The 23,399-nt window shown below is 60.7% G+C and carries 21 protein-coding genes and 1 pseudogene; 9 read left to right on the top strand and 13 right to left on the bottom strand.

The genetic code is table 11. The features are described from left to right. Positions 1-28: 28 nt before the first annotated feature. Positions 29-172, top strand: a pseudogene (locus AC07Y2_RS07015) (hypothetical protein); the annotation flags it as partial. A 73-nt stretch (positions 173-245) separates the two neighbouring features. Here the strand turns inward: AC07Y2_RS07015 and AC07Y2_RS07010 are convergent. Next, entirely contained in the window at positions 246-3,065 is a 2,820-nt protein-coding gene (locus AC07Y2_RS07010) for an RHS repeat-associated core domain-containing protein (protein WP_080770635.1), read from the bottom strand. Between the two features lie 182 nt (positions 3,066-3,247). Here AC07Y2_RS07010 and AC07Y2_RS07005 point away from each other — a divergent pair, with 182 nt between their 5' ends. Both AC07Y2_RS07005 and AC07Y2_RS07000 read left to right on the top strand, forming a co-directional pair. Beyond that, positions 3,248-3,712, top strand: a complete 465-nt coding sequence (locus AC07Y2_RS07005) for a hypothetical protein (RefSeq protein ID WP_064382468.1) — start codon at positions 3,248-3,250, stop codon at positions 3,710-3,712. A gap of 35 nt (positions 3,713-3,747) precedes the next feature. Then, the gene (locus AC07Y2_RS07000) at positions 3,748-4,572 is read left to right on the top strand and encodes an SDR family oxidoreductase (protein ID WP_103385695.1); all 825 of its coding nucleotides are present in this window, start codon (positions 3,748-3,750) and stop codon (positions 4,570-4,572) included. A gap of 62 nt (positions 4,573-4,634) precedes the next feature. On the opposite strand, the gene AC07Y2_RS06995 is transcribed toward AC07Y2_RS07000, so the two are convergent. The 5 genes from AC07Y2_RS06995 to AC07Y2_RS06975 form a co-directional block, all read right to left on the bottom strand. After that, positions 4,635-5,372, bottom strand: coding sequence for a hypothetical protein (locus tag AC07Y2_RS06995; protein WP_039769433.1), 738 nt, complete (start codon positions 5,370-5,372; stop codon positions 4,635-4,637). 240 nt (positions 5,373-5,612) lie between these two features. After that, positions 5,613-6,470 carry an efflux RND transporter periplasmic adaptor subunit gene (locus tag AC07Y2_RS06990; RefSeq protein WP_085666873.1) on the bottom strand — a complete coding sequence of 286 codons (858 nt, stop codon included), beginning with the start codon at positions 6,468-6,470 and terminating at the stop codon, positions 5,613-5,615. 10 nt (positions 6,471-6,480) lie between these two features. Further along, positions 6,481-6,681 carry a DUF1656 domain-containing protein gene (locus AC07Y2_RS06985; RefSeq protein ID WP_003221811.1) on the bottom strand — a complete coding sequence of 67 codons (201 nt, stop codon included), beginning with the start codon at positions 6,679-6,681 and terminating at the stop codon, positions 6,481-6,483. After that, positions 6,671-8,863, bottom strand: a complete 2,193-nt coding sequence (locus AC07Y2_RS06980; RefSeq protein ID WP_103385694.1) for an FUSC family protein — start codon at positions 8,861-8,863, stop codon at positions 6,671-6,673. Before AC07Y2_RS06980 ends, AC07Y2_RS06985 begins: the two co-directional genes overlap by 11 nt. A 10-nt stretch (positions 8,864-8,873) precedes the next feature. Further along, positions 8,874-10,385, bottom strand: coding sequence for an efflux transporter outer membrane subunit (locus AC07Y2_RS06975; RefSeq protein ID WP_103385693.1), 1,512 nt, complete (start codon positions 10,383-10,385; stop codon positions 8,874-8,876). Between the two features lie 182 nt (positions 10,386-10,567). Here AC07Y2_RS06975 and AC07Y2_RS06970 point away from each other — a divergent pair, with 182 nt between their 5' ends. From AC07Y2_RS06970 to AC07Y2_RS06955, 4 genes are all read left to right on the top strand, one after another. Continuing rightward, positions 10,568-11,536 (top strand): LysR family transcriptional regulator, encoded by a 969-nt coding sequence (locus tag AC07Y2_RS06970; protein WP_039769420.1) that lies wholly within the window; start codon positions 10,568-10,570, stop codon positions 11,534-11,536. A 317-nt stretch (positions 11,537-11,853) separates the two neighbouring features. Then, entirely contained in the window at positions 11,854-12,228 is a 375-nt protein-coding gene (locus AC07Y2_RS06965; protein WP_039769418.1) for a DUF6124 family protein, read from the top strand. A 614-nt stretch (positions 12,229-12,842) separates the two neighbouring features. Next, positions 12,843-13,817: a 2-hydroxyacid dehydrogenase gene (locus AC07Y2_RS06960; RefSeq protein ID WP_039769412.1), complete on the top strand. Its 975-nt coding sequence runs from the start codon at positions 12,843-12,845 to the stop codon at positions 13,815-13,817. Between the two features lie 151 nt (positions 13,818-13,968). Further along, entirely contained in the window at positions 13,969-14,478 is a 510-nt protein-coding gene (locus AC07Y2_RS06955) for a DUF2165 family protein (protein WP_039769411.1), read from the top strand. Between the two features lie 28 nt (positions 14,479-14,506). On the opposite strand, the gene AC07Y2_RS06950 is transcribed toward AC07Y2_RS06955, so the two are convergent. Then, the gene (locus AC07Y2_RS06950) at positions 14,507-15,409 is read right to left on the bottom strand and encodes a DMT family transporter (protein ID WP_103385692.1); all 903 of its coding nucleotides are present in this window, start codon (positions 15,407-15,409) and stop codon (positions 14,507-14,509) included. 139 nt (positions 15,410-15,548) lie between these two features. Between AC07Y2_RS06950 and AC07Y2_RS06945 the strand changes: the two genes are divergently transcribed. Further along, positions 15,549-16,424: a helix-turn-helix domain-containing protein gene (locus AC07Y2_RS06945; protein ID WP_103385691.1), complete on the top strand. Its 876-nt coding sequence runs from the start codon at positions 15,549-15,551 to the stop codon at positions 16,422-16,424. Here AC07Y2_RS06945 and AC07Y2_RS06940 read toward each other — a convergent pair whose 3' ends face one another. The 6 genes from AC07Y2_RS06940 to AC07Y2_RS06915 form a co-directional block, all read right to left on the bottom strand. After that, complete coding sequence (locus tag AC07Y2_RS06940; protein WP_103385690.1) at positions 16,425-18,854, bottom strand: TonB-dependent siderophore receptor; 2,430 nt, start codon at positions 18,852-18,854, stop codon at positions 16,425-16,427. It abuts the gene before it with no gap. A 104-nt stretch (positions 18,855-18,958) separates the two neighbouring features. Beyond that, positions 18,959-19,948 (bottom strand): FecR family protein, encoded by a 990-nt coding sequence (locus tag AC07Y2_RS06935; protein WP_103385689.1) that lies wholly within the window; start codon positions 19,946-19,948, stop codon positions 18,959-18,961. Next, a complete protein-coding gene (locus tag AC07Y2_RS06930) occupies positions 19,945-20,511 on the bottom strand; it encodes an RNA polymerase sigma factor (protein ID WP_074691725.1) in 567 nt (188 codons plus the stop codon). The genes AC07Y2_RS06935 and AC07Y2_RS06930 overlap by 4 nt, the downstream gene beginning before the upstream one ends. A 1-nt stretch (position 20,512) precedes the next feature. Then, positions 20,513-20,839 carry a DUF3325 domain-containing protein gene (locus AC07Y2_RS06925; RefSeq protein ID WP_074691728.1) on the bottom strand — a complete coding sequence of 109 codons (327 nt, stop codon included), beginning with the start codon at positions 20,837-20,839 and terminating at the stop codon, positions 20,513-20,515. Further along, a complete protein-coding gene (locus AC07Y2_RS06920) occupies positions 20,840-22,429 on the bottom strand; it encodes a PepSY-associated TM helix domain-containing protein (RefSeq protein WP_103385688.1) in 1,590 nt (529 codons plus the stop codon). It lies immediately after the preceding gene. Beyond that, positions 22,426-22,731 (bottom strand): DUF3649 domain-containing protein, encoded by a 306-nt coding sequence (locus tag AC07Y2_RS06915; protein WP_039769401.1) that lies wholly within the window; start codon positions 22,729-22,731, stop codon positions 22,426-22,428. The genes AC07Y2_RS06920 and AC07Y2_RS06915 overlap by 4 nt, the downstream gene beginning before the upstream one ends. 175 nt (positions 22,732-22,906) lie before the next feature. Between AC07Y2_RS06915 and AC07Y2_RS06910 the strand changes: the two genes are divergently transcribed. Continuing rightward, positions 22,907-23,395, top strand: a complete 489-nt coding sequence (locus AC07Y2_RS06910) for a sigma-70 family RNA polymerase sigma factor (protein ID WP_039769707.1) — start codon at positions 22,907-22,909, stop codon at positions 23,393-23,395. Positions 23,396-23,399 lie beyond the last annotated feature (4 nt).

The following is a 23,399-nucleotide window of genomic DNA, read 5'->3' as shown; positions in this document are numbered from 1 at the left end:
ACAGTCCCGACCAACGGCACCTGCGCGCAACCCCGACAAGATCCCGCTGAAAATCATCGAAGTGCAGTCGGGCTCATACCTGGGCGAAGACGATATCGAGCGCTTCGAAGATATCTACGGTCGCTCCACCCCGGTCGAACGCGGCGTGTCGGTGAAACCCATCGCGCAGTGATCGACCTGCAATAAGAAGCCCCCGTCCAGCCCGCTGCGTCCCCTATCCGCAGCGGGTTGGGCGGGGGCTTTTTTCAGCCCGTCTTGCGCCTGTCACTCGGAATGACTGCTCGGCTCATGGTTTTCCTGATACGTGTCTGTGGATAAACCGAAACCGATGCATTGGTTTTCTTGAAAAACCCGGTGCTGCCAGGGCTGTAACGCTCGATTCCGCTGGAGCCCTGAATGGTCTGATAATGGATGTTCCATTGCTGCTGTTTGCGGTCGTACTTCATGAAAGCGAAACCGGTCGTGAGGTTTTCCTGACGGCCCTGATCATCCGGTGCATAACCATAATCCTGATATTCCATGGCGGCGGCCTGCCCCATTCCGTGGCCTTCGGAGAGATCGTTGTATTGGGCATTTTCATATCCGCCTTCCACATGCCGGACACGCAGCACGTTGTCGTTGAGTTGATCCACCGTCAGTGAGCAACCGCTGAAACCGGGGGTAAATACATAGTCAGGCTGAGTACCTGTCGGATGCAGCGGAATATCGACATAGCCACCCTGAGGCGCCCAATACCCGGATACCGCGTTGTTCTGGTCAGGGATCTCGCCATTGGGAATATCGACGATCCGCAAAGCATTGAATTCCCCACTGCCAGCACCGGAATAAGTCATGCGATCCATACTGAAAATAAACTCGGCGCCACCGTTACGGCGGCTCAACTGCGCGACGGTTTCGTTCGAGTAACGTCCGGGAGTGGGGTCCAGCAGTTTGGTACTGACCTCAATCCTGCCCAGCTCGCCAATCTCCAGCGACTTTCGGATGTTGCCAGACCTGCCTGTTGCGGGCACTCCGCGCCGAGGTGCGCCGCTTTTCACCTCCAGAGCTCCGGTCATCAATCGATCAGCCCCCGTCGCGATAACAGGCTGCCACAATCCGTTGGCCAGCCTTCTACGCGTGACCGCCCCCTCGTCATCGGTGAAGGTGAGTGGATTGTTGCGAACCATTCGGTAGAGGTTGGCACCGTCGCCATGACCGGCAGGGTCCGCACTGGACCAGCGTTGTAGCCATGGGATGTAGTAACGCAGACCAAAGTAGTCGAGCCCGGAGGCATCGCGCTCCTTGCCCGAGTAACGGACGAATTTGCAGCTGAATTCGCCGTCCCGCCAGGCGCTGGTGCCGAAAGGGTGAAACCTTTCGCGGTTGATCATCGCGCCGTCAGCGGCGGTTTCCAGACAGACCGAACCCAGATGATCGACATGTTGATATCTATACCGATTGTTGATTCCCGAAGGCGGCGGGCTTTCCCAGTGCTGTACTCGAGCGTTGTCGGCAATGATGACTTGCACCCGTTCGCCGGTGCCGTTGTCGATGCGCAATTCCAGTCCAGGTAAATAGCGCACATCGGAAACCAGGGTGCGGGCGTTGGTTCGTAATGAGCGGATCTTGCGTACTCGCTGACTGCCAGACGCGTAGAGATAGACCTCTTGGTCGGCGAGCCCGAAGGTGCGCTCCACCGGGCTGACTGATTGCAGTTGGTTGCGCAGGTTCCAGCTCAGTACCCGCCCCGGTTCCAGCTGCAACAGGTTGCCTCTGCGGTCGTAGGCGGCTTCGATTTGAGCGTCGTCGGGAGGTGTGTCGTCATAAGGCAGAGCGCGGTTGCTGTAACTCGCCGGTTGCAGTTTGCGCCCGTGACTTTGTGCGCCCGCATGAGTCAGCCTGCGCAGGTTGCCAGCGGGATCATATTCGTAAGTCTGCTGATAGTTACTGACAACCGCCGGATCGACGCGCCCTATCGATTGCGGGCCCTGCCTCGCCATTCCGGCTTCCCAGCCCGACGCCATGATCAACTGGTCAAGGCTGTCGTAGACAAAGCGGCTGACCGGATCGATTCGCTGGTTGGCGAAGTAACGGATCGGCAGCGCCTTGTCTTCGATACTCAGGACATTGCCAGTCCTGTCGTATCCATAACGCAAGTGTTGCAGCACTCCACCGCGAGTGTCTTCGTCCCGACGGACCATCAGGCGACCGTCTTCGGGCCGATATACGCGGGTGGTCTGCACACCGTTGCCAGCGGTTTCCTGCTCGATACTGCCGTAAGCGTTGTAGTGAATATCGCTGATCAGGATCTGTTCAGCCTCACCCCTCAACTGCAAGCGGCGCTCGCGCAAGCGGCCATCGACGGTCAGCGCGAATGTATGTCGGTTGTCTCGGGCGTCCGTCTGCTCCAGTACATCGCCGAGCGCACCATGGCGCCACCGCGATGTCGCACCGGCGCCGGGTTCCAGCAGCCGCAGACGATCCTCCTCCCGCTCCGGCCAGTCAGTTGCCAGCGGTTCCAGCGTGAAGTGGCGGATGTCTTCGGTGCAGGGGCCGCTGATTGCAAACCCTTTGAACAGTACGCTGCCCGCCGGATGGTCATGACGAATCAGCTGACCGTACTGGTTTCGCGACTGATCCCCACAGCCGGGATGACCGTAGGTCATTCGCTCTACGCAACGACGTGGCTCGTTTGCGCCTTGTTCGAATATTGCGACTGGTCGCTGCATGAAGTCGCATTCAATGTCGCGTCGCGTCTGCCGGCTGTCCCAACTGAACACTGTTTGCCCGGCGAGCCCGTTCAACTCGATTTGCGTGCCGGCATCAACGCTGTCCGAACGAATCACGGTGGCGTCGAGGGTAAATACCTGCGTCAGGTTGGCCGGTGTCATAGGGTCTTCGGCTTGCCGTTGCCACAGGCGTGGATCCCACTGTTTGATCGCGTTTCCCTGTGGATCATGAAGCACTCGGTTGATCCGGGGCTCGACAGGTCCACCCTGGACTACACGGCAATAGTCGACCGTGCGGACCGGCAAGCCGCGTGGGTCGACCACAGACATCCTCGGCGTATTGGCATGCAAGCTCATGAAGCGCGCTCCCCCCGCGACCGGCATTCTTTCTGCCTCGGGTATCTGAGCAAGCGCAGCGCTCGTTTGGCTACTGTCAGAAATTACAGTCTCGACCACCGGCGCCGTCGATCTACCCACGAATGTCCATTCCCGCGCCCCTTCGGTAGGATGGCAGGCACAAGTTCAAGGAGCGTTAGAACATGTTCATCGGCGTCTTGCTGGTCATCACCTGGCTGATCCTGCTGTTGCGCTACCCGGCCAAGGCCTTGCCGGTGTCGATGGCCGCCGCTGTGGGCCTGGGGCTGGTGGCGATGTGGGTGGTGTGGCTGGACAATCGCGAGGTCAAGCAGCTGGCGCGTCTGGAACTGCGCATCGTCTATGCCCCCGAACACTGCCCCGCCGACCGTCCGCTGCTGCTCAAGCTGAACAATGGTAACGACGTGCCGCTGACCGAACTGCGCTGGCGCATCGCGGCGTACGCGCCGGGCGACACCGTGAACCTGGCCGACAACCAATACGCCGCCCCGCGCTATCGCGGCCCCGGCGAATTGCAGGCTGGCGGCAACTGGGAAGACTGTCTGCCGATGCCGCCGTTGCGTCCCGGTTATCGCCCGCAAACCCTGGAGTTTCGCGCCGAGCGATTGCAGGGTAGTTTCTCCGACTGATCCCCTCTCCCACTCTTTTGCACAAGGAATGCGCCATGCCCGTTGCGTTGATTACCGGTTGTTCGAGCGGCATCGGCCGCGCCCTCGCCGATGCCTTCAAAACCGCCGGCTACGAGGTCTGGGCCAGCGCGCGCAAGGCTGAAGATGTTGCGGCACTTGCCGCTGCCGGGTTCACGGCCGTGCAGCTTGACGTCAATGACAATGCAGCGCTGGAACAACTTGCCGAGCGAATCAACCAGCAACACGGCGGCCTCGACGTGCTGATCAACAACGCCGGTTACGGCGCCATGGGGCCGCTGCTCGATGGCGGTGTTCCGGCCATGCAGCGCCAGTTCGAAACCAACGTGTTTTCGATTGTCGGCGTGACCCGTGCGCTGTTCCCGGTGCTGCGCCGGGCCAAGGGCCTGGTGGTGAATGTTGGCAGTGTTTCCGGGGTTTTGGTCACGCCATTTGCCGGCGCCTATTGCGCGTCGAAAGCGGCGGTGCACGCGTTGAGCGATGCGTTGCGCATGGAGCTGGCGCCGTTCGGGATTCGCGTCATGGAAGTGCAGCCCGGAGCGATCCAGTCCAGTTTCGCCAGGAATGCCGGGCATGAGGCCGAACAACTGATCAACGAACAATCGCCGTGGTTTCCGTTGCGTGAAGGCATCCGGGCGCGGGCCAAGGCGTCCCAGGACAAACCGACCCCGGCCAGCGAATTTGCTGCCGAGCTGCTCAAGGCTGTGCAGCAGAACAAGCCGCCACGGCTGATCCGCATCGGCAATGGCAGCCGGGCGTTGCCGTTGCTGGCGACGTTGTTGCCGAAAGGCTTGCTGGAATCGACGTTGATGAAGCGCTTCGGGCTGCAAGGGAAACTCTGATCCACAGGTTTGAGTTCGCCAGCGGCGGGCTCAAACCATCACAACCTGGTTACCCCGTAGCGTCAGCGCGGGAACGCCATCAGATTGGGCAAGGATTCAAAGGCTGGAGATTGTCCCGATGCTGCTGGGTATAAGAGCTGGATCGAAATGGCGACTTCCTGGCCCGGGATCAGAAAATACTTGTCTCCCGGTGGTGTGGCCAGTTCGACAATGCCCTCTTTTGCATCATGAACGACGTCAAGCCACGGATTGGCGTAAATTTTCGTTCCCACCGGTAAGCCTGCACTTGAAAACTTCCATTGGGCAAACGATTGATTATTTGCTTGGACCATAACGTCGTAACTATAAACCCAGCCGCCGGTCACAATGTCCTGCCATTTCGCAGTAAATACCTGCCGGGCCGAAATGGCCTGTTCCCCATCCGGCTTAACGAGTACAGAAAAGTTCCCTGCCTCATACCGGGGCTGATAATAAACAATGCTTAACATTTCGCACACTTCTGAAGGGTCCATGTTCACAGGTGCTGTAAACGTCAGCGTGCGCCTTGGATTCCATCCTTCAAGTTGATCTTCGGTAATGGTCAAAGTGGCGGACTTTGACGCTTCGGAATAGCTCATCTGCGCACCGCTGGCGGGCATCGAAGCGTGCACAAACGCTGCGCCGTTGTAGGCCCGAAACTGCATACGCGAGCCAACGGGGGGTGGCGTACCATCGGTCAACATTGTAAAGCCCAATGTCACCGTTTCCCCGCTGACTATATGACTGACAAAGTCATCCATCCTGATATCAATCAGTTCCATAACTTAAAACTTCCTATTAAAAAGCCAATAGCTGCCAATGCCTGATTGCAATCGGCAATATTAAAATCAATGAGATAGCGCCTTTATCCAGACGACGAAAAAACACTAACACAGGAATAAAGTCAGGAACCGAAAAACAATAGGCACTTACAATTCAAAAAAAACTTCAAACACTCCACTAACAACCACAACTAAAAGCACAAGTCGCGAAAGCACTTATCTCTCGCGACATGCTTGCTTTTAGTTCAAACCCTCAATAACTACCGTGCAGGTAATCCCCGCCGCCAGCAGCACACCCTCCGGCACTTCATCGATGTGAATCCGCACCGGCACCCGTTGCGCCAGACGCACCCAGTTGAAGGTCGGGTTCACATCGGCGATCAGCTCGCGGCTTTCCGGGTTGTCGCGGTCGTAGATGCCACGGGAAATACTTTCCACGTGGCCCTTGAGGACTTCGCCGCTCATCAGCTGCATGTCGGCTTTATCGCCGACGCGCACGTGGGGCAGTTTGGTTTCTTCGAAGAAGCCGTAGACCCAGAACGAGTTCATGTCGACCACAGCCATTTTCGCTTCGCCGATGCGGGCGTAATCGCCGCGATGGACGTTAAGGTTGGTCACGTAGCCGTCCACCGCCGCCCGCACTTCGGTGCGTTTGAGGTTGAGTTCGGCCGCTTCCAGTTGCGCCTGAGCCTGTTGGTAATCGGCCAGCGCCGAGTCGGCGATGTTGCTGGCGTCGTCGCGGTTTTCCTTGGAGATCACCAGGTTGTCGAGGTCGGCGCGGCGATGGGCGTTGACCTTGCGCATCTCCCACGTGGCCTTGCGCGAAGCGACCAGCGACTGCGCCTGTTTCACCGCCAGGCGATAGTGCTCGGGGTCGATCTGCATCAGCAGATCACCTTTCTTCACCAACTGGTTGTCGTGCACCGGCACGTCGACCACTTCACCGGTGACGTCGGCCGCGACGTTGATGATGTCGGCGCGGACCCGGCCGTCGCGGGTCCACGGCGTGTTCATGTAGTGCTCCCACAACGTGCGGCCGATCCACAACGCCAGGGCCAGCACCAGCAGGGTCGCGAGCAGGCTGAAAAACTTTTTCATCAGAACGTTCTCAACGGTAGACAGTCAGCGCCATCGCGCCGAACAGACAGGTAAACAGGCTCAGGCGCAGTAGCGCCGGGTGCCAGAAGAAGCGATACAGATCGAACCCCGACAGAAACCGGTCCAGCGCCCAGGCCAGTGCCGCAGCGACGAAAAACATCAGGGTCATGGTCGGCATGTACACGCCGTGGAAGGCGATTTCACGAGGCATGGGCAAGTCCTTCGGGCTTGGCGATGGCGTAGGCAGCAAGGGGCGATTGCGGGTCGAGCAGCGAGGTGCGGATGAAGTGCAGGTAGCTTTTCACCCGCCGCAGTGCCGAGGTATCGAAGTGCGGGGCGAACGGCTCGTCGGTGGCGGCGACCCGGCTGATCGCGTGATCGACCGCGACCAGTGCGCGTTCGAGATTGCTCGAATTCGGTTGCAGGAACAGCCGCACCAGCGAGCGCCCCATGACCCGGATTGCCTGGCGCCATGGCTGGGATTCGGCATACGCCGGATGCACCGGCAGGATCGCCTGTTCCTTGCGCAACTCGATGATCGCGTGGCCGACTTCCAGCACCACGAACATCCAGCGCAGCAGGTTTTTCTGCACCTGCGGCTGACCGGCCGCCAGCCCATAAGCCTGATGCATCAGGTCGCGGGTACGGCTTTCGAAACTCGACGCCAGGCCCTTGAGTTTGCCGCTGATCGCGTACACCACTTGCCCGCGCAGGTCCTGCTCCAGGCGCTGCCACAACCAGCGGCTGTTCGGCGGCAGAATGATCGCGCCCGCCGCTGCGCAGACCAGCATGCCCATGACCATGGCGATGTAGTCGTTGATGAAGGTGTAGGGGTTGTAGATCGTCAGGTTGTCCGGCACCGAACCGGTACTGAAAAAAATCAGCAGCCCGAGGCCGACACCGGCGTATTGCGGCCGCGAAGCGAGGAACGATCCAAGCACGATCACCGGCGCGAGCATCATGCACAGCAGCGGAAAACCGTCGATCCACGGGAAGATGAAAAACATCTCGACGAAGCCGATCAACGCCCCGAGGAACGTGCCGCAGGCCATCTGGAAGGCCATGCGTTTCGGGTTCGGCGTGGCGGCCGACAGGCCCACGGTAGCGGCAGCGATCAGGGTCATGGTCGCGCCGCTCGGCCACGCAGTGGCGACCCAGTAACTGCCAAGCACGATCAGAATGAATGACGCACGAATCCCCGAAGCCGCTGCAGCCCACCAACTGGTTTGCGGGGTGAACGGCTCATCCCAGCGCTCGCGTTCGTGGCTGTGATCGGCCAGAGACGCGTGGGTCTGTGCATAACTGTGCAAGTCATCGACGAAGCGATAGAGCAGCTCGTATGCGGTGTGGAAATCCAGCTGCTCGGCGTCGCTCGGTTCACTCTCCTGGAAGATCGCCCGCAGACTGCGCACCCGCGCCGGCAAGCCTTCCTTGTACGCCGCCAGCGCCAGCACCAGACGCGCCGCATCCGGGCTGGTCAGGGCGCGGCCACTGAAGCCGTCGAGCACTTCGGCCAAGTCCTGCAGGCCCGGTTTGATCGCCGCTTCCACATGATCGGCACCGTTGTTGCGCAGGCGTTCGAGCAACTGGTGCAAGGCGTTGAAACGGGTGGTGATGCCCATGAACTCGCTGTTCAGGCGACTGAGCCGACCGTTGCGCCGCCGCATGTGCGGGTCTTCGAACACGGTCACGCTACGCAGCCCTTCCAGCCCCACCGCTTCGGCGATGAAGCGCACGTTGCTGGCCTCGAACGACTCCGGCTTGCTGCGCCCGCGCAGGCCATCGGTGACGAACAACGCGAACACACCGAAGCGCTGATACAAGGCGTTGCGCATCGCGGCGCTGGCGGTTTGCGGCAGGATCGCGGCACTGACCAGGGTCGAACAGAGAATCCCCAGCGAAATTTCCAGCACCCGCCACACCGCCGCCATGAACGCACCGTCAGGATGGGCGAGTGCCGGCAGTCCCACCATCGCGGCAGTGTAGCCAGCCAGCACAAAACCGTAGGCGCGGAAGTTGCGGCAGCGGGCGGCGCCGGCCGAGCAGATGCCGACCCAGATCGCCAGCGAGCCGAGGAACAATTCGGTGTTCTGGGCAAACAGTGAAATCAGCGTGACCATCATCGCCGACCCGGCCAGGGTGCCGAGGAAGCGATAGAAACTCTTGGCGAACACCTGGCCGCTCTGCGGCTGCATGACGATGAACACGGTGATCATCGCCGTGCGCGGCTGCGGCAGTTCCAGGCGCATTGCCAGCCACAGGGTCAGGAACGCGGCAATCAACACCTTGAAGATGTAGACCCAGGTCACGCCGTCGCTGCGCGCCCAGTCGAAGAAACCCCGGCGCCATTCCAGGGAGTAGAGCCAGCGCAAAGGTGCGGGCAAGGGAGTCATTAAGGCTTGCTCAGTGGTCGAGGGCTTGAAGAAGGGCCGGGGTTTTCGGGGCGGCGGTCTGTGCGGCAGTCGGCACGTCTTTACCCGCACCAAGTCCACCACCCAATGCCGTCACCAGTTCCGCATGGGCACTCAACCGCGCTGCCTGCACCTGCTGCTGCACCTGCTGCTGTTTGAACAGCAAGGTCTGCGCATTGAGCACGTTGAGGTAATCGGTGAGCCCGCGCTTGTAGGCGATCATCGCGATGTCGTAGGTCTTCTGCGCCGTGGCCACGGATTCGGCGGCGAATGTCTGCTGCTTGTCCATCGACTCGCGGCGGATCAACTGATCCGAGATGTTCTTCAGCGCATTGACCAGGGTCTGGTTGTAATGCGCGACGGCGATGTCATAACCCGCCGACGCTTCGCCGAGCTCCGCACGCAGTCGCCCGCCGTCAAAGATCGGCAGCGAGATCGCCGGCCCGACGTTGTAGTTGAGTTTCTTGCCGGTCAGGAACTCCAGCGCCCCGCCGCCGGTGGCCATGTAGCCGAGGCTGCCGACCAGATCGACGTTAGGGTAAAACCCGGCATGCGCCACATCGATCCCGCGCGCCTGCGCCGCCACTTGCCAGCGACTGGCGACCACGTCCGGACGCTGGCCGAGCAGTTCGGCGGGCAGTGCCGACGGCAGTTTGAGCGCTGTGCCAAGGGACAGGGTCGGCCGCTGCAATTGCGTCCCGGCGCCCGGCCCTTTGCCGGCCAGTGCAGCGATCTGGTTGCGGCTCAGGGCGATTTCTTCGTCCAGCGCATCCAGTTGCCGATGGGTTTCCGGCAGCGGGGTTTCGGCCTGGCTGACTTCGAAGTGGGTGCCGATCCCGCCGTCCAGGCGTTTCTGTGCCAGTTCGAGAATCTGCTGTTGCTGCTTGAGCGTCGCCGCCACGATATCGCGCTGAGCGTAATGCAGCGACAGCTCGATATAGGCGCGCACGATGTTGTTCTGCAATTCGAGCTGCGCCTGACGCGCCTCGGCCGCGCTCATGTGCGCCAGATCCACCGCCCGCTCGGTGCTGTTGCTTTCACGCCCCCAGAGGTCGAGGGCGTAACTGAAACCCAGCGCGGCGTTGTTGTCCCAGGTGGTGCTGTTGGCCAGCTCACCGGGGCCGTAGAACTGATCGGTCGGCCAGTTGTGGCGCTTGAGGGTCGACTCGCCATTGATCTGTAACGACTCGGCGGCCTCGGCGACACCGGCCATGGACCGGGCCTGACGCACGCGCGCGGCGGCCATGGCCAGGGTCGGGCTGCCCTGCACGGCGAGGTCGATCCAATGGTTGAGTTGCGGGTCACCGTAGGCTTGCCACCATTGGGCGGTGGGCCAGTTTGCGTCACGGGCGGCGTGGGCGATGGCCTCGTCGGTGGCCAGTTCATTAGCCTCCAGAGCCTTGCCCTGCGGGGCAATTCCTCCGGTTCCAATGCAGCCGCCGAGACCTAACGAAAGAGCCAGAACACTGAGCGGCAAAAGCGCTCTGTTGATGCGACGCGGCACTGCTGCGAATTCCTGAGGTGGGAGATGTTTCGAGGTGGGCGCAATTCTAGGGGGGCGCCATTACGGCGATAAGCTGGGAATCCTGTGAATCTTTGTTACCGTTAACGAGATAATCCCTTGGTCGGGGGTCTCAGACCCTGAAACTTCGTGTCACAATTTGCCATCTCCCTTGAGAGCACCCCATGGACACTTTGCAAAACATGCGCGCCTTCAGTTGTGTGGCCGAAGCCGGCAGCTTCACCGCCGCCGCCGTGCAGCTCGACACCACCACCGCCAACGTATCGCGCGCGGTCTCCAACCTTGAGGCCCACCTGCAAACCCGCCTGCTCAATCGCACGACCCGCCGCATCGCGCTCACCGAAGCCGGCAAGCGCTATCTGCTGCGTTGCGAGCAGATCCTCGCCTACGTCGAAGAGGCCGAAGCCGAAGCCAGCGAGGCCCACGCCCGCCCGGCCGGACAATTGAAAGTGCACACCATGACCGGCATCGGCCAGCACTTCGTGATCGACGCCATCGCCCGCTACCGCAAGACCCACCCGGACGTGACCTTCGACCTGACCATGGCCAACCGCGTGCCGGACCTGCTCGACGAAGGCTACGACGTGTCCATCGTCCTGGCCCGCGAACTGCCGGACTCGGGTTTCGTTTCGCAACGCCTGGGCATCACCTACAGCATCGTCTGCGCCTCGCCGGCCTACGTGAAAGCCAACGGCTGCGCACAAAAACCCAGCGACCTGCTGAACCACGCCTGCCTGCGCCTGGTGAGCCCGGTGATCCCCCTGGAAAAATGGGCCTTCGATGGTCCTGACGGTCAGGAAGTGGTCACTATCAACAGCTCCCCTTTCCTGGTGAACTCCGCTGACGCGATGAAAAGCGCGATCACCAGTGGGATGGGTGTCGGCGTATTGCCGGTGTACGCGGCGATTGAAGGCTTGCGCAACGGCTCACTGGTGCGGGTAATGCCGAACTACCGCTCGCAGGAACTGAACCTGTATGCGATCTACCCGTCACGGCAGTACCTGGATGCGAAGATCAAGACCTGGGTTGAATACCTGCGTGGTTCGCTGCCGGAGATATTGGCGGGGCATCAGGCGGAGTTGGCGGCTTATGAGATGAGTGGGAGTCTGGGTGGAGCCAGGCTCGCGAACTGAGTTTACCGTCCTACAGACGGGGTGATTTGGGGGGACGTTTCCGACAAGTCGCGTCGGTTGTCCCTCGGAAACGAGGTGGATAGGCTTTTGAGGGTCGCTGACGCATCAGCGGCCGGGTCTGGAAAACCCGAAGTTCAGGATCACAGCCCATGACATAATGCGGCGTTTTTTCGCGACGTTATGGTAGCTGTACGTGGGAGACCTTCGGGTCTGCCGGGTTTGATCCTTTCCGGTTTTTCCAGTCCGCGTACAGCTGCCACCTCTTTCGCCTGGAAAACGAAAAATGGCAGCTCCTCCAAGACTTAAGGATCTTTGCCATGAAAAAACTTACTCCGAATCCCCCTGAAACCAACGACACCTCGCCCTACGAATCCGCCGATTCAAACAAACTCCACGACGCCGCCGAACGCGCGCTCGACCACTACCTGAACCCTCTCCCGAAAAAATGCCCCGGCCGCAAACCGAGCGAAATGTTCCAGATTTCACCGGACATGGACGACGAAAGCCTGCTGGCCCACGCCTGCGAATCCCTGGCCTCGGCCAGCGTCATGGCCAGTGACGTGGCAGCCTATGTCGACTCACCACAGCGACACCGGATTCTGGGCATCCAACAAGTCATCATGCTCGCCGAGCTCGCCGTGAACCGCGTGCTGGATAACGTCGAAGTACAACGTCATCCCACACACAGCTAAGCCGCTCTGACCAAACCGACCTGCCAGCGACAACCGCATTCGCTGGCAGCTCGGATGGGACGCAGAGCGTCCCGGGCTGCATTCCCACGCAGAGCGTGGGAACGATCAAACGATGAGCGTTAGCTCAAGTTCGCTGTTCGCTTCTCACCACTCAAAACGATGAGCGTTAGCTCGAGTTCGCTGTTCGCTTCTCACCACTCAAAACGATGAGCGTTAGCTCGAGTAAGGCTTTTGACGTACCGGCCCTATCGGAAGGCTGAGTGGAGGGATTTATCCGGGGGTGGGAGCGCAGCGACCGTTTGGCGAAGCCAAACACATCGAGAGGAGGTGCAGCGAAGCAAACCGGAGGCGATGCCCCCGGATGAATCCCGGAGCGAAGGAACACCGAGCCTAGGCGAGGTGCCGAACGCCGGGGCCCAGCGTTTTGGTTACTTTGGGGCGTTTGCCAAAGTGACTCGCTGTAAAAGCGAAACCGCCAGCCGCAACCCCCGAAGCAACGGATATTCACCCAAAACCCCAAGAACCTGGTCGGCCCAGAGGCCGCCAAGGACAAGCCAAACCTGGCGAAGAATGTTAGCTTGCTTGGCAACCCAGAACAGCCGAGCCCAATGCCAATGAAAAAAACAGTCCTGGCCTTCAGCCGCATCACCCCGCCCATGATCGAACGCCTGCAACAAGAGTTCGACGTCATCGTCCCCAACCCGAAAAACGGCGACATCAACGCCCAGTTCAACGAAGCCCTGCCCCACGCCCACGGCCTGATCGGCGTCGGTCGCAAACTCGGCAAGGCCCAACTGGAAACCGCCGCCAGACTCGAAGTGGTCTCCAGCGTCTCCGTCGGCTACGACAACTACGACCTCGCCTATTTCAACGAACGCGGGATCATGCTTACCAACACCCCGGACGTGCTCACCGAAAGCACCGCCGACCTGGCCTTCGCCCTGATCATGAGCAGCGCCCGCCGCGTCGCCGAACTCGACGCCTGGACCAAGGCCGGCCAATGGCAGGCCAGCGTCGGCGCACCGCTGTTCGGTTGCGACGTGCACGGCAAGACCCTGGGCATCGTCGGCATGGGCAACATCGGCGCCGCCGTCGCCCGTCGCGGCCACTTCGGCTTCAACATGCCGATCCTCTACAGCGGCAACAGCCGCAAGACCGAACTCGAACAGCAACTCGGCGCACAGTTCCGCAGTCTTGACCAACTGCTGGCCGAGGCCGACTTCGTTTGCCTGGTGGTGCCGCTAAGCGACAAGACCCGCCACCTGATCAGCCATCGCGAACTGGCGCTGATGAAGCCGGATGCGATTCTGGTGAACATCTCCCGCGGCCCGGTGGTCAACGAGCCGGCATTGATCGAGGCATTGCAGAACAACCGGATTCGCGGTGCCGGTCTGGACGTCTACGAGAAGGAACCGCTGGCCGAGTCACCGCTGTTCCAGATGAAAAACGCCGTGACCTTGCCGCACATCGGTTCGGCCACCCACGAAACCCGCGAAGCCATGGCCAATCGTGCCCTGGCCAACCTGCGCAGTGCCCTGCTCGGCGAGCGTCCGCAGGATCTGGTGAACCCGCAGGTCTGGCGCGGATAAATAAATCGGGCAAGTATTGCAAAGTACTTGCCCGCACAACTTACAGCCAATACATACTTTGAAAATCAACACACCAACAAAATAAACTATCGCGCTATAAAATTTCCGGACTTATCAAATATAACGATAAACACTCCAGAGAATAGCCACCTTGAGAATTTCCAATACCGATCAATTAATCCGTTACAGCAAAGTCTGCCTGATGGCCTACATCAGTTTTTTTGGACTATTGGTGATGTACGGAAACCTGACCGACTATTCGGCAAACTATGTGTACGTCGGACACATCCTGAGTATGGATACCACTCAAATCAACGAGAACATACGTTACAGGGCGATTGAATCGCCCATGATGCACCATCGGATCTATTGGTTCATCATCACGACGGAAGCGATCTACACCGCCTATTGCCTGCTCGGCACTTATTATCTCTATCGCAAAGTCAATGAATCTGCGGCTGTATTTCACGAGGCAAAAAGGTTCTCGATCATTGGCTTGCTGATCGCAATCTTCACCTATTACGTTTGCCTGCAAACCATCGGTGTTGAATGGTTCGACATGGACACTTCACAAGTATGGAATGCGAAAGACTGGGCACGACATATTGTCGACTTCATATTGCCTGTACTGATTTTCATAACATTGAAAAACGAGCGCTGAATAGACAGCGCTCAAAGCCAAATCGATCTCAGGCCAACTTTCCATGCGTGGAAACAACTGCAACTGCGGGTTTACGAAACACCAGCACATTCCCCAGCATCACCAATACCAGCCCCGCCAATGCGGGTGCCGTCCATTGATAGCCTTCGGCAAAGGCCGAAACGTTCAAAGCCACCACCGGGAACAGCACCGTGCAATAGGCGGCGCGCTCCGGCCCCATGCGACCGACCAGCGTCAGGTACGCCGTGAAACCGATCACCGAACCCGGTATCACCAGGTACAGCAGCGCGCCGATGTAGCGCGACGTCCATTCCATCTCGAACGGAATGCCTTTGACCAGACACCACACCGAGAGCATCGCCGCGCCGTAGGCCATGCCCCAGGCATTGGTCGTCAGCGGCTTGAGGCCGGCCTTCTGTTGCAGGCTCGAGAGCATGTTGCCCGCCGAGAAACACAGCGTGCCGCAGAGCGCCAGGCCAAGACCGAGCAAGGTTTGCGGACTGGCGTGATGCCCGGCCAGCTCCGGCCAGAACAACAGGCCCAGGCCCGACAGCCCCAGCGCCCCGCCCATCAGCACATTGCGCGCGATGCGTTGGCCGAAGAACACCCGCGCATTCAGCGCGTTCCACAACGTTGCGGTAGAAAACACCACCGCCACCAGACCGCTGGGGATCCATTGGCTGGCAGTCAGGAAACACATGAAGTTGACGCAGAACAGGCACAACCCCTGCGCGACACAGATCAGATGCCCGCGCCGATTCATCGGTTGCAGGCGACGGCTGAGCAGCAACAGCGCGAACAACACCAGCGCCGCGAGACCGAAGCGATAGACGATCGACACCGGAATCGCCACCACGCCCAGTTGCCATTTAAGGGCAATCCAGGTGGTGCCCCAGATCAGCACAGTTAACAAATACAACGACAGGTTCATGGCAGACACTCCTCGATTGGGTTTCAGTGTCCGCCTGCGCCTTCACCCCTCGCTTGCATAAACTTGCGCTTTTGTCGGCGCGCAGGCTGGCAGCGCAACATCTACGGAGTAGGATGCAAGGCGTTGAAGAGAACCGACCATGGCCGCCATCGATACCCTGCAAGTCTTTCAAGCCTTGAACAGCTCGCCCAACGCATGCCTTGTGCGCAGCGCCGAGCTGGGGGACGGTCTGTCCGCAGCCTTGTGGACCAACCACCACGACGCCCGCGACTATGACGCGCCGAGCCATCACACGCTCTCCTGCTACATCGCTGGCGGCACCGGCACGTTCCGCCGTGGCGCCCCCGGAAACAAAGGCAGTCCGGACAAGTTGTGCATCCTGCCAGCCGACCACGAGTCGGGGTGGGTGATCAATGGCGACATTCGCCTGGCCCACCTGTATTTCAGCGCCGAACAATTTGCCTTGGGTTGCGTCACGCTGCTGGATCGCGAGCCCCGGGAAATGCAGCTGCGCGAACAGACTTTTCTGGAAGATCCGCAACAGGCCCGACGGTTTCGCCAGTTACTCACTCTAAATTGGGACGAGCCTGGCGAGCGTCTGCTGACCAGCAGCCTGGCCCACGAACTGATCAGCCAAACCTTGTTGAGCCAGGTCGGCGTACGCCACGGCTTGCGTCTCAAGGGCGGGCTGGCGTCGCATCAACGTCGGCAACTGGTGGAGTTCATCGACAGCCAACTGGCCGAGCCGATCAGCCTCGGGCAACTGGCGGGGTTGTGTGCGTTGTCGGAATACCACTTCGCGCGGATGTTCCGGGTGAGCTTCGGACTGCCGCCACATCAGTATGTGCTGGCGCGGCGTTTGAGTCGGGCGCGGGAGTTGTTGCGGGGCACAGCGTTGCCGCTGGGGGAGATTGCCCTGGCGTGCGGATTTGCCAGTGCCAGCCACTTCACCAACCGCTTTCGCCAGGTGCTGGGTGGAACGCCCGGCGATTATCGCCAGGCGTTTTTGCGCTGATCAGAACTCCAGCGTGCTCGACAACGAAATCTGCCGCGAATCGCCCATCGACACGAAGAAACGGCTCGCCGCCGAGGTGTAGTAGGTACGATCGAACAGGTTCTTCACGTTGAGTTGAAACTTGACCTTCTGCCCTTCGACTTTGGTGTCGTAAGTGGCGAACGCATCGGCCACGGTGTAGCTCGGCAGATCGAAATCGTTGACCGCGTTACCCGCTCGTTCACCGACATAGCGCGCGCCGGCGCCGACCCGAAGTTGATCACCACCGATCACACTGCCGAAGTCGTAGACCGCCGACAGCGAGCCGGTATTTTTCGCCACGTTCTGCAGCCTGTTGCCTTTGTAGTCCGGATCTTCCGTAACCTCGGCGTCGGTATAGGCGTAGCTGCCGATCATGCTCCAGCGGTCGCTGAGCTGACCGGTCAGGTCTACTTCCAGGCCCCGGGAACGCACTTCGCCGGCGGCGCTGTAAATCGTCGTCGGCCCTTCGGAATTGGCCACCAGCACGTTGCGTTTCTTGATGTCGAACAGGGCGATGTTGCCGGTGATGCGACCCGGTATGTCGAGACGTGCGCCCAACTCCCAGGACTTGGCTTCTTCCGGCGCGATGCTGCCGTCGAGCACGGTGCTGCTGCCACTGAGCGGCGCGATGGTCGAGTTGGGTTTGAACGATTCGGTGTAGCTGCCGTAGAACGACAATGCGTCGGTGTAGCGATACACCAGACCTGCGCGCGGCACCCACTTCTGGCCGTTGCTGTCGGTGTTGGCCTTGAACGGCACGCCTTTGCCGGCGTACTGGTCGTATTCCTGGAAACGCCCGCCGGCCACCAGAATCCACTGGTCGTTGAGGTGGATCGAGTCCTGCAGGAACACCGAATCGCTGCGCAGTTCGTCGGTCTGCGCACTGTCCGCCGGGCTGACGGTGGTGCCTTCGACCTCACGACCGTACACCGGATTGACGTAACTGAAGGTGCTCAGGCTTTTCTGGCGGATCAGGTCGGCGCGGTAGATCTTGCGGTACTCGTCTTCGACGCCGAACACCAGGTCATGCTGCATGCCCAGCACGTTGACCTTGCCTTCGAGGCTGGCGGTGGTGAAGCGGTCGGTGCTGATCGCGCCGTGCGTGCCGTCCATGCTGCGGGTCAAGGTGCCTTTTTTGGTGTCGATCGCGGTTACGCGGACTTGGCTGGCGTCGTAGGTTTCGCGGTTCCAGCTGTAGCCGAAATGGGCTTTCCAGTCGTCGTTGAGTTCGTGGTCGGCCTCGAAGTGATAGAGGTCCGAGCGGCCTTCCATGTCGTTGAATTTCTCGTCGAGACGCTCGTTGCGCGAGATGTCCAGCGGATGGTTGGTGCGTGGATCGATCAGGGTTCCACGATCGAATGGGGTCAGGAATTCACGGTGCTCGTAAGCGAACAACAGCTTGGTGCGCTCGCCGTACCAGGCCAGCGACGGCGCGATCAGGGTTTCGCGGTGAGTGCCGAAATTGCGCCAGTAATCCTCGTCTTCGTGGTCCAGCACCATGCGATACGCGAGGCCGGAATCCCCCAGCGCACCGGTGCTGTCGAACGAGCCGCCGCTGCCATTCTTGCCGTCGCCGTAGGTCGAGCCACGCAGGGTCAGCGCGTTGTACTGGGTCAGTTCAGGCTTCTTGCTGACCATGTTGACCACGCCGCCCGGGTCCTGAATCCCGTAGAGCAGCGAGGCCGGGCCCTTGAGCACTTCGACGCGATCCACGGTCGCGTTCATGCCACGGCCCTGCACCAGCGGCATGCCGTCGCGCATGATCGAGCCGTTGCGGTTATCGCCAAAACCGCGGGTCATCACCGAATCCTGGGTGCTGCCCAAGGTGTTGCCCTGGGTGATGCCGCTGACGTTGGCCAGTGCATCATCGAGATTGCGCGGTGCCTGATCACGAATGACCTGGGCCGCAATCACGTTGACCGTCTGGGGGATTTCCTGAAGCGAAGCGGAAGAGCGCATCACCGAACTGGTTTCCGGTGGCTGGTAACTCATCGGTTGATCGATGACCGAGGTGATGTTCGTCGCGCCGAGGTTCAACGCGCCTGCGGTCGGTTGCGGTTCGAGCGCCAGGGTATGGCTGTCGGTGCGGCGGAAGGTCAGGCCGGAGCCGGTGAGCAGACGTTGCAGCGCCTGTTCGGCACTCATCTGGCCGTTGATCGCTGGAGCGGTGAGGCCATACGGGGCTTCATCGGTGTAAACCACGCTCTGCCCGGTGACGCGGCTGAAGTCGCTCAGGGCCTGAGGCAACGGCTTGGCGGCCAGGGAAAAACTGAATTGCTTTTGTGGCTGACTGCTGACGGATTCAGCGGCCAGCGCCACGCTCACCGGCAACAGGGCCAATGCCGAAAAACTCAAGGCCGAAACGCCCAACCACTGTTTGACCGAACCCGATTTTGCCCTGGACTTCATTGCTCATGACCTGTGTAGAACCGCAACGGATGCGAATGACTCGCAGTTTCAGTCACTACACGGATGGCGTCCGGGTTTACCTCACCACAAAGTTGAAAATATTTTCAGCGCAGGATGATCAGCTTGCCCAACACCTGATGCTGCTCGAATCCCAACACCCCTTGCAGCGAGTTCAGCACCGCTTGCGGATCCTTGCTCGGAAAGCTGCCGCTGACCTTGCGCGCACCCAGTTCGTCGTTGAGCAACACGATCCGTCCGGAGTAATAACGCCGCAGATCCTGCACCACATCGGCCAGTGTCGACTTGTAGTAAGTCAGCCAACCCTGGCGCCAGGCCAGTTGAGCTTCGCTGTCCACCGCGTGGAGTTTTTCTGCAGTGCCGGCGCCGTACGCCACTTGCTGGCCGGCGGTGAGAATCTGCTGCTCGGCATCACGCGCCGCCGTCACGCCGACGCGCCCTGAAAGCACAGTGACTTGTGCGCCATGAGGTTGCAGGCGCACTTCGAACTGCGTGCCCAACACTCGCGCCTGGCCTTTCTCGGCCTCGACCACAAAGGGATCACCCGTGTGAGTCACGCTGAAGAATCCGGCCCCTCGGCGCAATTGCACATGCCGCTCGCCGTGACTGAAATCCACGGCGATGGCGCTGTCGGCGTCCAGCGTCACCTGTGATTGATCGGCCAGGGTCACGGTGCGGATCTCGCCCGGTGCCGACACGTAATCAGCGCCCAGATCATCGATCCAGCGCTGCGGCTGCCAACCGCTGCCGAGGCTGATCATCAGCAGCAGACAGGCCGCCATCGCCAGCGCGCCGGCCCAACGCCGGACCTGCGGACGACGCGGCCGGTCCATCGCATTGAGCAACCCCTGCAACGCCAGCGCGTCTTCATCGGCCAGAGTGCGCGCCGGCCCTTCGCTCAATTCCCACACCACTTGCGCCTGGGCATAGGCCTCGGCGTGGGCCGGATCGGCATGCAGCCATTGACTGAAGGTCAGTTGATCACCGGTGCTCGGGCGGTCATGCAGCAGGCTCAGCCAGGCGAAAGCGGCCTGTTCCTGAGCGGGCGTCGGGATGACGCGGTCGGTGTTGTTCACGGTGCTTTCCCTGGCAGGCGTGGCGCGGGTTCGCGCAGGCTGGCCTTGCAGGCCTCGAGGGCGCGCATCATATGTTTTTCCACGGCGCTTTGGGACAGGCCCATGGCTTTGGCGATCTCGGCGTACTTGCGCCCGTGGATGCGATTGAGCAAAAAGATCTGCCGCGTGCGCTCGGGCAACGCGCGCAACGCCGCTTCGACATGGCGCAAATCGTTGCCCGCTTCGAGCGCCGCTTGCGGTTCGCTGGCGCTGCTGTCCGGCTCGTCCGGTTGCCAGCCTTCGTTGACCCGCACCCGCGCGCCTTCGCTGCGCAAATGATCGATGGCGATATTGCCGGCGCAGCGCAACAGATAAGTGCTGAGTTCTTCGACCTGCACCAGCGGTCGACGCCAGAAACGCAGGAACAGATCCTGCACCAGATCCGCTGCCGTCGCCCGGCAACCGACGCGCCGGCTCACCAGCGCTTCCATCTGCGAACGCTGGGACAGGAACACCTGAAGAAAATGCGCACGGGCGCCGTGGGGTTCGTCGTCGCGGTGCTCGGGAGGATGGCCGATCAGCATGTCAGTTCAAGGCCCATGCAGCGACCGGGCTGGCGAGCAGGCTCAGTCCGGCCATGGTCAAGGCCAGGCGTGGGCGATAGGGCAACAACAGCACCAACGTCAGCGCACTGAGCATCAACACCGCGCACCAGTCGACCAGACCAAAACTCCAGCCCTTCATGGCAACCGCCGCCCACAGCGACAGCCCCAGCAACAGCCAGCCTGCGAGTTTCAAACCTTGCCGACGGCGAGTCGAAGGTTTGTGGCCCAGCAGTTCTTCATGATGCCGAGGCATCGCCAGGCACAGCGCCGTGAATGCGCAATAACAGAGCAACAGCGCCAGCAGCATTCAGTTCGCCCCCTGCTCAACGGTGAGCGACCGGGCGTTTTGGCGGGCTGGCTTTTGCACGCTGACGGTGTGTCCGGCGCGCTGCATTTTCCGGGCGGCCCAGGCGAGAAAGAGGCCGCCGCCCAGACACGTCAGGTCGAAACCGGCCAAAACCCAGTCGCCTTCAGGCACTGTCACGCCGAGGTGATACGGGGAGGTCAAACCGTTAAGAAGCGGAACCGCGATAAACAGTGCAGCCCCCAGCGACAGCTGTTCGACCCAGGCCTTGCGCCCCGGCCGCAACATCGCGTGCACCACGCTCAAGCCCCAGGCGATGAAAAACGCGTTCACTTCCCAATCGGCACGCCCGGCCAGACTCACCGGCAGCACACGATTGGCCCAGAAGAACACGGCGACCGCCGCCACCAGCCCGGCCATGCTGGCAATGTTCAGCACTTGCACCAGCCGCAACTCGAAGGGCATCACACCGCTTTTGATGTGTTTGAGCTGACGCTTGCCGAGCCAGATCACCAGCCCGGTGCCGATCATCGCCGTGCCCGCCAGACCACAGATGAAATACAGCCAACGCAACACCGGCCCGGCAAAGTGGCCCATGTGCAAACCGTAGAAACTGCCGGCAACCGCCATCGCCATTGGCTGATCGGGCGTTGTGCCGATGACTTGTCCGCTGACACCGCTGAAGGTCAAGGCGCTGCCGGAATCACTCACCACACGGTCGGAGCCCGCACGGGACATCACCACCGAGGCATTGGCATCGCCCGGATTGTTCACGCTGATACGCCCGACACGTCCACCCGACCATTGCTCACTGGCCGCCAGCAACAGGGGCGCCAGCGGTGCCAGTGTCGCCGGTTGATTGGCCCGTTCAGGAATGCTGGATTCGGGAAATACCTCGTCGTAAAACGCTCGGACGTTGTTGCCGTACGAAGCCAGAATGCTCGCCGGCATCACCATCGACATGAAGATCACCAGACTGCTGTAGGTGATCATCAGATGAAACGGCAACACCAGCACACCCACCGCGTTGTGCCCGTCGAGCCACGAACGCTGGCCCTTGCGCGGGCGGAAGGTGAAGAAGTCCTTGAAGATTTTCTTGTGGGTGATGATCCCGGTGATCAGCGCGACAAACATCACCATCGCGGCGATGGTCGAGAGCCAGCGGCCCCACGGATAAGGCATTTGCAGCTGGAAGTGGAATCGGTAGAAAAACTCGCCGCCCATGCTTTCCCGGGGCCGCACTTCGGCACCGGTTTGCGCGTCGAGGGTCTTGCGGGTGAATGCGCCGCGCTCGCCGGGTTTGGCTGATGTCTGCTGCCAGCCCACGCTCAGCCCGGGATCGCGGGCGTCGGGCAGGCCAATGATCCAGCGCGAAGCGTCGGGGGCGTTTTGTTGCAGATACTGCTGGGCCAGCGTCAGGCTTTTTTCGGCATTCAATGGATGGGCCGTGATCTCCGGCTGCATCCAGTGACTGATTTCGTCTTTGAAATAAGCAAGTGTCCCTGTCAGAAAAATCGCAAACAACAGCCAACCGAAAATCAGCCCGGTCCAGGTGTGCAGCCAGGCCATCGCCTGCCGGAAGCCCTCTTTCATGCCAGACCCAAACCGCGCGCTGCCCCGGAAACGGTCGCCAGGATCACGCTTGGCACCAGCAGACCAACCCACGCCGACCACGCCGTGCGACAAGCGAAACACCAGAGCACCGCCACCAGATAGACCAGGAACGAAACGGTCATGCCGGTCACCACCGCCTCGGCGCGGTTCAGCGGCAGCCACAACGTCAGCGTCACGCTGGCCAATGCCGCGACCAGATAGCCGCCGAACACCGCCGCGAGCACCCGCGAAGTGACGGCCAGACGATAGGACAGGGGAAGTGTGGCGAGTTTGGCTTTCATGTTTCGACCCTGAAACGGTTAACGCCCGGCCAACACGCCGGACGACAGGCGAGCAATATTAATGATAAATATTCTCATACGCAAAAGAGTCTGATTGCCGGACTTCACTGGCAGCCCTACAATGCGAACCATTCTTGTTCTCTAACGCATCCCGCATGCGCCCGGAGTGATGCCGTTGTCGTCCGCCCATCCTGTCGAATCGCTCTATCAGGCCCATCACAGCTGGCTCACCGGCTGGCTGCGGCGCAAACTCGGCTGCCCGGACAGCGCCGCCGATCTCGCTCAGGACACCTTCATCCGGGTGCTGACCGCCCGCGAGCCGCCAGTGATTATCGAACCGCGCGCATTCCTCACCACCCTGGCCAAGCGCGTGCTGTTCAACCATTACCGCCGCCAGGACCTGGAGCGCGCCTACCTCGACACCCTCGCGCAGATGCCGGAGATGGTCGCGCCTTCGGAAGAAGAGAAAGCCATCATCCTGCAAACCCTGATGGAGCTGGATCAGTTGCTTGATGGCCTGCCGCGCGTCGTCAAACGGGCATTTCTGCTGGCGCAGGTCGATGGCCTGACCTATCCGCAGATCGCCGCCGAACTGGGCATTTCCGTGGCCACGGTCAAACGTCATCTGAACAAGGCAGCGATGCGCTGCTACTTCGCCCTGTGAACCC

This window comes from Pseudomonas sp. GW456-12-1-14-TSB6, from assembly GCF_059424205.1.
The sequence above is the reverse complement of the archived record's forward strand: the minus strand, read 5'-3'. Positions and strand labels throughout refer to the sequence as shown.

What these genes read in the sequence shown, in the direction of transcription:
- AC07Y2_RS07010 (WP_080770635.1), bottom strand. Translation starts at nt 3,065, where the DNA reads ATGAGCTTGCATGCCAATACGCCGAGGATGTCTGTGGTCGACCCACGC.
- AC07Y2_RS07005 (WP_064382468.1), top strand. Translation starts at nt 3,248, where the DNA reads ATGTTCATCGGCGTCTTGCTGGTCATCACCTGGCTGATCCTGCTGTTG.
- AC07Y2_RS07000 (WP_103385695.1), top strand. Translation starts at nt 3,748, where the DNA reads ATGCCCGTTGCGTTGATTACCGGTTGTTCGAGCGGCATCGGCCGCGCC.
- AC07Y2_RS06995 (WP_039769433.1), bottom strand. Translation starts at nt 5,372, where the DNA reads ATGGAACTGATTGATATCAGGATGGATGACTTTGTCAGTCATATAGTC.
- AC07Y2_RS06990 (WP_085666873.1), bottom strand. Translation starts at nt 6,470, where the DNA reads ATGAAAAAGTTTTTCAGCCTGCTCGCGACCCTGCTGGTGCTGGCCCTG.
- AC07Y2_RS06985 (WP_003221811.1), bottom strand. Translation starts at nt 6,681, where the DNA reads ATGCCTCGTGAAATCGCCTTCCACGGCGTGTACATGCCGACCATGACC.
- AC07Y2_RS06980 (WP_103385694.1), bottom strand. Translation starts at nt 8,863, where the DNA reads ATGACTCCCTTGCCCGCACCTTTGCGCTGGCTCTACTCCCTGGAATGG.
- AC07Y2_RS06970 (WP_039769420.1), top strand. Translation starts at nt 10,568, where the DNA reads ATGGACACTTTGCAAAACATGCGCGCCTTCAGTTGTGTGGCCGAAGCC.
- AC07Y2_RS06965 (WP_039769418.1), top strand. Translation starts at nt 11,854, where the DNA reads ATGAAAAAACTTACTCCGAATCCCCCTGAAACCAACGACACCTCGCCC.
- AC07Y2_RS06960 (WP_039769412.1), top strand. Translation starts at nt 12,843, where the DNA reads ATGAAAAAAACAGTCCTGGCCTTCAGCCGCATCACCCCGCCCATGATC.
- AC07Y2_RS06950 (WP_103385692.1), bottom strand. Translation starts at nt 15,409, where the DNA reads ATGAACCTGTCGTTGTATTTGTTAACTGTGCTGATCTGGGGCACCACC.
- AC07Y2_RS06945 (WP_103385691.1), top strand. Translation starts at nt 15,549, where the DNA reads ATGGCCGCCATCGATACCCTGCAAGTCTTTCAAGCCTTGAACAGCTCG.
- AC07Y2_RS06940 (WP_103385690.1), bottom strand. Translation starts at nt 18,854, where the DNA reads ATGAAGTCCAGGGCAAAATCGGGTTCGGTCAAACAGTGGTTGGGCGTT.
- AC07Y2_RS06930 (WP_074691725.1), bottom strand. Translation starts at nt 20,511, where the DNA reads ATGCTGATCGGCCATCCTCCCGAGCACCGCGACGACGAACCCCACGGC.
- AC07Y2_RS06925 (WP_074691728.1), bottom strand. Translation starts at nt 20,839, where the DNA reads ATGCTGCTGGCGCTGTTGCTCTGTTATTGCGCATTCACGGCGCTGTGC.
- AC07Y2_RS06920 (WP_103385688.1), bottom strand. Translation starts at nt 22,429, where the DNA reads ATGAAAGAGGGCTTCCGGCAGGCGATGGCCTGGCTGCACACCTGGACC.
- AC07Y2_RS06915 (WP_039769401.1), bottom strand. Translation starts at nt 22,731, where the DNA reads ATGAAAGCCAAACTCGCCACACTTCCCCTGTCCTATCGTCTGGCCGTC.